Consider the following 9,036-nt stretch of genomic DNA (forward strand, 5'->3'; position numbering starts at 1 on the left):
GGGCAGGGGAGTGGGCAGGGGAAAAGGGCACCGTGGCTCCAGGGAGTTGGGGAGGCTCCTCCGGGAGGGCCGCATGTCATGGCATGGGTGGGTGAGCGGTCGACAGGCCGCGCGTCGTCCGCCGAAGGCCCTTCGTATATGACGTACGATGTGCGACCCGACGAAGGTAGGAGCGCCCGATGCGTTCGTCAACGCCTCTGACAAGATGCCTCGGACAAACGGCGGCCCCGCCGCTGGGTGTCAGGGCGGGGCCGCGGGCTCTCGCGCGGTCGGTTCAGTAGTCCTTGGGGATGGCGGAGTTGAGCGCGACCCGGTGTTCCGAGAGGTTCTCGGGGGTGAGGTCGCCGGCCACGTCCGGGGCGTAGTGGGCGGTGATGTCCCGGAAGGCGCCGAGGGTGGCGTCGTCCATGATCGGGGCGCCCGGGGTGGCGACAGGGATGGTCAGATAGCTGCGGACGCGACCGAGTTCGTGGGCGTACTGGCTCATGTCCACGGCGTAGCGGTTGACCATCATCCGGGTCTCGGGGTCGGGGTGGGACGTCTCGTTGGCCAGCGCCTCGAAGCCGAGGTTGAGGAAGTGGTCGGGCTGGTCGAGCAGTTGCCGGTGTGCGGCGGAGCCCTTCCAGCCGGGGCGGTTCCAGTTGGCGTTGCCGGGAATCTCGTTCTTCGCGGGGAAGCCCCGGTACTCGGAGTTGGGGAAGGTCTCCAGCAGCAGGCCGCACAGCGCGCGGGTCTCGGAGAGCGTCTCCTGGGTGTCCTCGGGGACGCCGAAGACGTAGAGGATCTCCGGGATCAGGCCGTTCTCCTCCATGTGCTGGAAGGCGGTGATCAGGTCGGATCTGAGGGTGTCGGCGTGCTTGCGCATGGCGCGCAGGACCGCGACGGAGGCGGCGCCGTCGGCGCCGAAGCCGAAGCGGTCGAAGCCGGCCCTGAGCACCAGGTCGCGGACGTGGTCCGAGCGCATCGCGGCGTTGTAGGAGTCGGCCCGGGTGAGCGCGTGCAGCCCGATGGTGAGCCCCGGGTGTTGTTCGCGCACCTCGATGATGGTTTCCAGGCGGCCGACCAGGAGGTCGAGGTCGCCGCCCGGCAGCGCCTGTTGGAAGAAGTCGAGCGAGGTGCAGTAGAGGTAGAGCGAGTCGACGCCCGAGCGTTCGGCGAGCTCGCAGGCGTTCTCCAGGTGGGCGCGGACGTTGAAGAAGCTCTCGCGCTGCCGGGTCTGGGCGCCGCAGAAGCTGCAGCCGAAGATGCAGCCCTGGCTGAACGGCAGGGTCATCTCGTGGGTGAGGTAGGTCCGCATGTCGGGCTCGGGGAGCCGGTCGAGCTGGGACCGCAGGTCGATGTCCATGGCGCCCGGCAGGTTGGCGAGCGCGTGCCGCTCCGCCTTGTGGGAGCCGGGGAAGATGTGTTCGAACTCGGCGCGGGAGAGCCGCTCGATGCCCTGCCCGCCGACGCGCACCCGCTCGGCCGGCAGGCCGCGGACGGTCGTGAGGTAGCGGTGGACGCTGGCGGCCGGGGCGATGTTCTGGGCGCCCATGACGGCGATGCCGTAGGAGTCGTACCCCTCGAGGTCCGCCGCCTCGCGCAGGTCGTGCAACTGGCAGTCGAACAGCACGGGTTCGGCTAGCCCGTTGCGCTCCAGCAGTTCGGCGGCGTAGAGCGGGGCGACCGGCAGGAAGGGGAGCCGGTCGGGGGTGAAGGCGCCGTCGCCCGCGACGTAGTCGTCGTGGACGTAGGGCGGGTGGATCATCAGGGTCCGGCCAGCCGGAACGCCGGCGACGGCCAAGGGAAGCATGGGCACCCTCCAGACGGAGCTGTTATCGGGTGTGACGGGCGTGGTGAACGCCGTTAACGATGGTCCGGACCGCGCCGGTGTCATGTACAGGGCCGATCCGGCCATCGTCGACTTCGCCGCCGGGGCGGTCAGCGCGCGGTCGGCTCGGCGGAGAGCGCGCGCGCCGCCTCGGCCGGTGCCGGCGCGGGCCGCCGCCGGCCGAGGACGCCCAAGGCGCTCAGCGCGGTGGCGAGCAGCGCGCAGACCAGGGGCACGAGCAGGGCGGCGCGGTAGCCGTCGAGGAGGGCGGCGGGGGAGCCGTCGTCGCCGGTGGCGGCCACGTTGACGGCGGTGACCGCCGAGAGGCCGAGGGCCGCGCCGAACTGGAAGGACGTGTAGAGGAGGCCGCCGGTCACGCCCTGGTCCTCCTCGGCGACGCCCTCCGTGGCGACGATGGTCAGCGGGCCGTAGGCGAGCGCGAAGGACAGGCCGAGGAGGGCGAAGCTGGGCAGCATCGCGAGGTAGGTCCAGTCGGCGCCGACGGGGAGGAAGAACAGATAGGCCAGGGAGGTCGTGACCATGCCGGCGAGGATCACCCGGGCGTTGCCGAAGCGGTCGACGAGCCGGGGGACGACGGTCGGCGAGAGGACGGCGTCGGCCCCTATCACCAGCATCGCGAAGCTGGTCTGGAGCGTGGACCAGCCGCGCAGCTCCTGGAGGTAGAGCACGGCGACGAACTGGAAACCGTAGAAGCCGCCGAAGAGCAGCAGGGCGACGAGGTTGGCGCGCAGCAGCGGCCCCGAGCGCAGCAGGCCGAGCCGCAGCAGCGGGGTGGCGGCGCGGCGTTCGACGAGGACGAAGGTGGTGAGGAGGGCCAGGCTGGCGGCGATGGTGAGGGCGGTCCAGGTGCCGGCCGTGTGCGTGGCGCGTTCGACGCCGAGGACCAGCAGGACGATGCCGGCGGTCACGGTGACCGCGCCGGCGACGTCCATGCGGCGGTCGCCGGCGCGCGGCTCGTCGACGCGGGGGATGAGGGCGACGGCGCCGAGCAGGATGAGGAAGGACAGGATGACCGGGGCGAAGAAGACCCAGCGCCAGTCGAGGGCGGTGAGGAAGCCCCCGATGACCAGGCCGAACGAGAAGCCGCCGGCCGCCGTCCCCGAGTAGATCAGCAGCGCCCGGTTGCGGCGCGGGCCCTCCTCGAAGGAGGTGGTGATGATCGAGAGCCCGGCCGGCGTCATGAACGCGGCGGCGACGCCGGTGACGAAGCGGGCCAGGATCAGCATCCAGCCCTCGGTCGCGAGGCCGCCGAGCCCGGAGAAGAGCAGGAAGACCACCAGCCAGGCCACGAACATCCGGCGGCGCCCGAAGAGGTCGGCGGCCCGGCCGCCAAGCAGCATGAAGCCGCCGTAGCCCAGGACGTAGGCGCTCATCACCCACTGGAGGGAGCCGGTCGACAGGCCCATGTCCTCGCGGATGGTGGGGAGCGCCATGTTGAGCATGGCGATGTCGATGCCCTCGAGGAAGATCGCTCCGCAGAGCACGAGGAGCAGCCCCCAGGAGCGGGGCGGGGGCGACGCGGGCGCGGACATGGGTGTCTCCAGCTTTCGATGACGCGGGGGATGAGACGGTTACGAGAACACGGGTCGGTTCTCTCTTGTTACCGACTCGATCCTGCGGCATCCTCGGTCGTCGTGGAAGAAGGCACTTCTAAGTCACCGAGTCACTGCAAGGGCACCAAGGACGAGGCCGTGCGCCAGTGGGACGTCCGGGAGGACTGCGAGGTCCGGCAGATCCTCGACCGGGTGGCCGACAAGTGGTCGCTGCTCGTGGTGGCCCTGCTTGACCAGGGCTCCTGGCGGTTCACCGAGCTGCGGCGCGAGATCGACGGAATCAGCCAGCGCATGCTCACCGTCACGCTCCGCAACCTGGAGCGGGACGGGCTCGTCAGGCGCACCGTGCACCCGGTCGTGCCGCCCCGGGTGGACTACGAGCTCACGCCGCTCGGCGCGACGCTGCACGACACCATCCAGGCGCTGGTGCGGTGGACCGAGTCGCACCAGGAGGAGATCGCGGCGGCCAGGGCGGCGTACGACGAGCGCGGTTCGCGGTAAGGCTTCTGTAATGGTTCGGGTGGCAGCCCACCGGCGGTCCGGCTTCTACCGTGCTCTCGACGCCAATCGCCTCGTTCGGTCACCGACACGGGGCGGAAGGGAGTGTGTGTGGTGATACGAGAGACACGACGAGGGCCGGTCATCGGTGGCGCGGTCGCCGCGGCCCTGGTCCTGTTGGCGCCGGGCCAGGCGACGGCGGGCACGCCGGGCTGGGAGGCGATGACGACGCCGAATCCGGGGACCGGGCACAACGTGTTATACGACGTGTCCGGTACGTCTGCCACGGACGTGTGGGCCGTCGGTCAGTACGAGGTCAGGCCGCACATCCCCCGCTACCCGGTCGCCGTGCACTGGGACGGCGACGCGTGGCGGACGACCGAGGTGCCGGTTCCGGCGGGCATGACCGACGTGGACCTGTCCGCGGTCGCCGCCGTCGCGCCCGACGACGTGTGGGCGGTCGGCTCGGCCGGCGGCGCCAGCGGCCCGTCGACCACGAGTCTGATCACGCACTGGGACGGCTCATCCTGGCAGCTCGTGCCGGGCCCCGACCTGGGCGGGAGCAACGGGATCAGCCGCCTGACCGGGGTCGCGGCGGCCGGTCCCGACGATGTCTGGGCAGTCGGCTACGTCCACCAGGACGCGGTGAGCCGACCCGTGGCGCAGCACTGGGACGGCCGGGCCTGGACCGTGGTGCCCGTCCCCGCCCCCGGGGCGGGCCACAGCAGGCTGTCCTCCGTGGCGGCCCGGTCCTCAGACGACGTCTGGGCGGTGGGCTACGCGCCCAGCCGGTCCCCAGGACACGTTCTCGAACCCTACGTCCTGCACTGGGACGGCCGGGCCTGGAGCCGGGTGGACACCCCCAACGGCGGGGCGGAGGGCACCTGGCTCACCGACGTCGCGATCGGCCCCTCGGGCGAGGTGTGGGCCACCGGCGCCTGGCGCTGGCGCACCTGGGCGGGCAGCCTGACGTCCAAGGCGGCGGTGATGCGCTACAACGGCTCCACCTGGTCCTACGTGAACGTGCCGTCGTTCGACATCGAGGGCACCAGCGTGGGCGACGTCGCCGTGGCCGCCGACGGCGACGTGTGGCTCACCGGCTCAAGCCGCACCGGCGAGTCCTTCGCCCGGCTGTCCCAGGGCACCTGGCGGCTCGTCGAGGGCGCCGATCCGCCAGCGTGGGCGGGACCGGCTCATGAGGGGCTCGCCGTCGTGGGCGGCCGGGTCTGGATGGTCGGCTCCGTTGTCCCGTCCGGCGACGACATCAACTCCCGCACCTACGCGGAACGATCCCCGGTCGGCTGATGGACCGTGTGCCGTCACCGCCCGGGCACCCGGCCGGCTGACGGCACACACCGGACCGCGGCGAGGAAGATCGCGCGGACAGGACCTGGCTAGTCGAACCGCCACTCGCCGCGCGCGTACTCCACGACCACCGGGTCCATCAGCGTCGAGGCGCGGACGTCGTCGCGGGCGCGGCGGTCGACGGGGAAGACGGAGGCCGCGGTGAGCACGTCCTCGTCGAGGAAGTCGAGGGCGGGGGCGTCCGTGGCCAGGTGGAGCTCGGGGGGCTCGGGCGACAGCGTGGCCAGGGTGAAGCCCCAGTTGCCGAAGCTCGGCACGTCCACCTGGTAGGGGGTGGTGGCGAAGCCGGCCTGCCGGATGCTGGCGTCTATCGACCAGTAGGTGCGCGGGGCGAAGAACGGCGACCCCGACTGCACGACCACCCGCGCGTCGGGCGCGAGGACGTTGGCCAGCATCGCGTAGAACTCCACCGAGTAGAGCTTGGCGGTGGCCGTGTCCTCGGGGTCGGGGAAGTCGATGAGCACCGCGTCATAGGGGCCGGAGGCGTCGCGCAGCCAGTTGAACGCGTCGGCGTTGACGACGCGCACCCGGGGGTCGGCCAGGGCGTCGGCGTTGAGCTCGCGCAACGGGTCGTAGTCGGCGGCCAGTTCGGTCATCGCCGAGTCGAGCTCGACCAGGGTGACCTCGCGCACGTCGTCGTAGCGCAGCACCTCGCGCAGCGCCAGGCCGTCGCCGCCGCCCAGGATCAGCACCCGGGGACGCTCGCCGGCCAGCGCCGGATGCGCCAGCGCCTCGTGGTAGCGGTACTCGTCGACGGAGGAGAACTGCAGGTCGCCGTTCAGGAAGAGCCGCAGGTCGGTGTCGCCAGTGAAGGCCAGCGAGCGGGTCAGCACGATCTCCTGGTACGCGGTGCGCTCCGCGTGCACGATCGGGTCCCGGTAGAGGCGCTGCCTGGCCGTCACCTCGATGTCGTCCGCCAGCCAGTAGGCGGTGGAGAGCACCGCCACGATCGCCGCCATGCCGGCCAGCAGGCCCACCCGCACCAGTCGACGGGTCTGCCGGCGGAAGATCCACAGCACCACCGCCACCCCGGCCACCGCGTTCACCACGCCGACCACCAGCGCGCCCTTCAACTGCCCGAAGGTGGGCAGCAGCAGGAGCGGGAAGCACAGGCCGCCGACCAGCGCGCCCAGGTAGTCGACGGCGAACATGTCAGCGACCGCGCCGCCGGCCTCCTGCCGGCGGATGCGCTGCAACATCGTCATCAGCAGCGGGATCTCGGCGCCGATCAGCACCCCGACGACGAAGGCGACCACCACCATCGCCGAGGTGTAGACGCCGAGCACCGCGAACAGCACGTAGAGCATCAGCACGGAGCAGCCGCCGATGAGCGCCAACGCCCCCTCCACCAGGGCGAAGGCGCCGACCGCCCGGCGCTGCAGCGGCTTGGCGGCCAGCGATCCGACGCCCATGGCGAAGACCATGATCGACAGGACCAGGGAGGTCTGGAAGACGGTGTTGCCGATCAGATATCCGCCGAGCGCCACCAGCGCCAGCTCGTAGACGAGCCCGCAGGCCGCGCACAGGAAGACGGTGAGCAGCAGCAGGAATCGAGCCAGCCGGGGGCGGCCGATCACGAAACCGCCGCGCCGACCATCAGCGCGGTGCCCAGGTACATCGCGGCGTGCACCCAGGCGGCGGGGTGCGGGTGGCCGTCCCGGTCCTCCATCACGGAGGCGCCGCGCCGGCCCGGGGTGAGGGCCGCCACCACGAAGAAGACCAGCGTCATCAGCACCACCCCGGCGAGGCCGTACAGCGCGGTGGACAGCAGGCCGTCGTCGAGGCCGTCCTCGGACTCGCTGGCGCCGATGGCCGCCCGGAGGACGAGCCCCACGCCCAGCATCTGGCCGGCCAGCAGGATGGAGGCCCCCTTGTTGCGCTCCTTCCAGACCTGCCTGGCAAGGTGGCCGGGGGTGAGCAGGTCGAGCGCGACGAACGCCACCGCCATCACGGCGAAGCCGACGAGCCCGTAGAGCAGGGCCTCGCCGGACGATTCGAGGATCTCCCCCATGGTGTCGCTGTCCTTTCGGTGAATGTGGTGCTGTCTGGAGTAACCGAGTCGAGCCGAGTCGGGTCGTGTCGAGTCGGGCCGGAGGTGGCCGCTCTGGGCGCTACTTGCCGCTGCCCGGGCCGCCGCCCCGGAAGTCGCCGCCGCTGTCGTGCTGCGCGGCCGGCCAGCGGTGGCCGACGTGCGTGCTGTAGCGGGAGCGCCCCGAGCGGTAGTCGTCGACGTCGATCTCGCTGCCGTCGCGGGCGGAGCCGAAGGGGGCGATCGCCACGATGTCGTCGTCGTAGCGGAGGAAGACGGAACCGGCGTCCTCGATCCGGTCCATGGCCGCCCGCTCGCGCTCGATCGCGTCCGCCACGACGGCTGGCGCGGCGGCGCGGTCGAGGAAGCGGTTCTCGTAACTGCTGCCGGTGCGCTCGTAGGTGGTGGATATCCAGCCGAGCGGCACGTCGGGCTCGTCGTCGCCGCTGCCGCAGCCGGTCAGGGGCAGGAGGGCGAGGAGCGCGGCGGCGGAGATGGCGGTACGCCTCATGGGGTCTCCAGCCTGGTTCTGGTGGTGACGAGTTGGTCGGCCTGCGGGTACGCGTGCCAGGTGCGCCACTCGACGCCGGCGCCGTCCGCCGTGCGCCTGGCCCACAGCGCGGTGACCGCGTCCGGCGAGCCGGGGAAGACACCGCACAACGCCCCGTCCCGGTCGGCGAGTCGGGCGCGCAGCGCGCTCACCCGCGCGGAGAGGTCGGCCGGCGCGCAGCGCTCGACGCGGGAGGTGAAGCGGTAACGCCAGCCGTCCAGGCGCCGGTCGACGGATGCCGGCGGGCCGCCGCCCGGCTGGTCCGGCAGGCAGGCCAGGGTCTCCCGCACCGGCCCAGCGAACACCTGGTGCGAGGCGCCGAGCAGCCGCAACTCCACGAAGAGACCGTCGAGTTCGACCATCGCGACGGCGAGCGCGGGCTGGGCGGGCTCGCCGAGCGAGAAGGACAACTGGTCCGCGTCGGTGTCGAGATAGGGGGCGGCCAGGGTGGCTATGCCGCTCACGCGACGCCGCCCGGGTGGATGGCGCCGCTGCCCGGGTAGATGGTGAGGGTGCCGGGGGGTACCCGCTCTCCGAGCGACACCTCCCAGGTGCCCTGTCCCCGCGCGTCGAGGAAGCGTTCGAAGGCGAGGCCGTGGCCGTCCGGGCCCTCGTAGTCCGCGTACTCCACGCGGCCGGTCGCGGGCAGGCCCGTGGTCCCCTCGGAGAGGTAGCCGGCGGTGCCGTGCTCGGTGCGCTGGTAGGTGACGCCGTCCACGGTGATGGTGGGCGGGCCTGGCAGCAGCGGGATCGCGCCGCGGTACTCGCGCCACATGACGACCTCGACGTCGATCTCGGCCTCGACGGAGATCCACCGCCGGCCCGCGGCGGTGCCGTCCATGACGTCCACGAAGTGCTCGGACCACCGGTAGTCGCCCTCGGCCAGCCGCAACGAGCCACGGACGAAGAGTCGTTCGCCCAGGTAGTCGACGATGTCCCCGGCCTTCAACTGCCTGGGGTCACCCGTGGTGTAGCCCCCGGGGGCGAACGGATCCCGGGGCACCGGCGGCGCGGCCGGCGCGCCGCGCCGGCGAGCCAGCAGCACGACGACCACGACCAGCGCGATGAGTCCAACTATTGCCAGGGCCATGCCCATCGGCGATCCCCCGTTCGGTACCACAGTGAACGGGGGACACTATGACATGCCATCCGGCCGGATCAGATGGGGGGAGCCGTCGGGGGCATGCCGGGCGGCGTCCCGGGGAACGGC

9 protein-coding genes are annotated in these 9,036 nt (G+C 71.9%); 2 read left to right on the top strand and 7 right to left on the bottom strand.

Features of this window, described 5'->3' with window-relative positions:
- Positions 1-274: 274 nt before the first annotated feature.
- Positions 275-1,792, bottom strand: coding sequence for a hypothetical protein (locus E1265_RS28610; protein WP_132933893.1), 1,518 nt, complete (start codon positions 1,790-1,792; stop codon positions 275-277).
- Between the two features lie 128 nt (positions 1,793-1,920).
- Positions 1,921-3,363, bottom strand: a complete 1,443-nt coding sequence (locus E1265_RS28615) for an MFS transporter (protein ID WP_132933894.1) — start codon at positions 3,361-3,363, stop codon at positions 1,921-1,923.
- A gap of 102 nt (positions 3,364-3,465) precedes the next feature.
- Between E1265_RS28615 and E1265_RS28620 the strand changes: the two genes are divergently transcribed.
- Positions 3,466-3,885, top strand: a complete 420-nt coding sequence (locus tag E1265_RS28620; RefSeq protein ID WP_132933895.1) for a helix-turn-helix domain-containing protein — start codon at positions 3,466-3,468, stop codon at positions 3,883-3,885.
- A 108-nt stretch (positions 3,886-3,993) separates the two neighbouring features.
- Positions 3,994-5,187 (top strand): hypothetical protein, encoded by a 1,194-nt coding sequence (locus E1265_RS28625; protein ID WP_132933896.1) that lies wholly within the window; start codon positions 3,994-3,996, stop codon positions 5,185-5,187.
- A gap of 89 nt (positions 5,188-5,276) precedes the next feature.
- On the opposite strand, the gene E1265_RS28630 is transcribed toward E1265_RS28625, so the two are convergent.
- The 5 genes from E1265_RS28630 to E1265_RS28650 form a co-directional block, all read right to left on the bottom strand.
- Entirely contained in the window at positions 5,277-6,824 is a 1,548-nt protein-coding gene (locus E1265_RS28630) for a polyamine aminopropyltransferase (protein WP_132933897.1), read from the bottom strand.
- Positions 6,821-7,258 (bottom strand): DUF350 domain-containing protein, encoded by a 438-nt coding sequence (locus E1265_RS28635; protein ID WP_132933898.1) that lies wholly within the window; start codon positions 7,256-7,258, stop codon positions 6,821-6,823. The genes E1265_RS28630 and E1265_RS28635 overlap by 4 nt, the downstream gene beginning before the upstream one ends.
- A gap of 100 nt (positions 7,259-7,358) precedes the next feature.
- On the bottom strand, positions 7,359-7,787 hold the full coding sequence (locus E1265_RS28640; RefSeq protein ID WP_132933899.1) for a DUF4247 domain-containing protein: 429 nt from the start codon (positions 7,785-7,787) through the stop codon (positions 7,359-7,361).
- Entirely contained in the window at positions 7,784-8,290 is a 507-nt protein-coding gene (locus E1265_RS28645; RefSeq protein WP_132933900.1) for a DUF2617 family protein, read from the bottom strand. The genes E1265_RS28640 and E1265_RS28645 overlap by 4 nt, the downstream gene beginning before the upstream one ends.
- Positions 8,287-8,916 carry a DUF4178 domain-containing protein gene (locus E1265_RS28650; RefSeq protein WP_207931249.1) on the bottom strand — a complete coding sequence of 210 codons (630 nt, stop codon included), beginning with the start codon at positions 8,914-8,916 and terminating at the stop codon, positions 8,287-8,289. The genes E1265_RS28645 and E1265_RS28650 overlap by 4 nt, the downstream gene beginning before the upstream one ends.
- Positions 8,917-9,036 lie beyond the last annotated feature (120 nt).

The organism is Streptomyces sp. 8K308, assembly GCF_004348315.1.
Lineage (GTDB): Bacteria > Actinomycetota > Actinomycetes > Streptomycetales > Streptomycetaceae > Streptomyces.

Bases quoted from the DNA above. Each gene is read 5' to 3' on its own strand.
- E1265_RS28610 (WP_132933893.1), bottom strand. From the start codon at position 1,792: ATGCTTCCCTTGGCCGTCGCCGGCGTTCCGGCTGGCCGGACCCTGATG.
- E1265_RS28615 (WP_132933894.1), bottom strand. From the start codon at position 3,363: ATGTCCGCGCCCGCGTCGCCCCCGCCCCGCTCCTGGGGGCTGCTCCTC.
- E1265_RS28635 (WP_132933898.1), bottom strand. From the start codon at position 7,258: ATGGGGGAGATCCTCGAATCGTCCGGCGAGGCCCTGCTCTACGGGCTC.
- E1265_RS28640 (WP_132933899.1), bottom strand. From the start codon at position 7,787: ATGAGGCGTACCGCCATCTCCGCCGCCGCGCTCCTCGCCCTCCTGCCC.
- E1265_RS28650 (WP_207931249.1), bottom strand. From the start codon at position 8,916: ATGGCCCTGGCAATAGTTGGACTCATCGCGCTGGTCGTGGTCGTCGTG.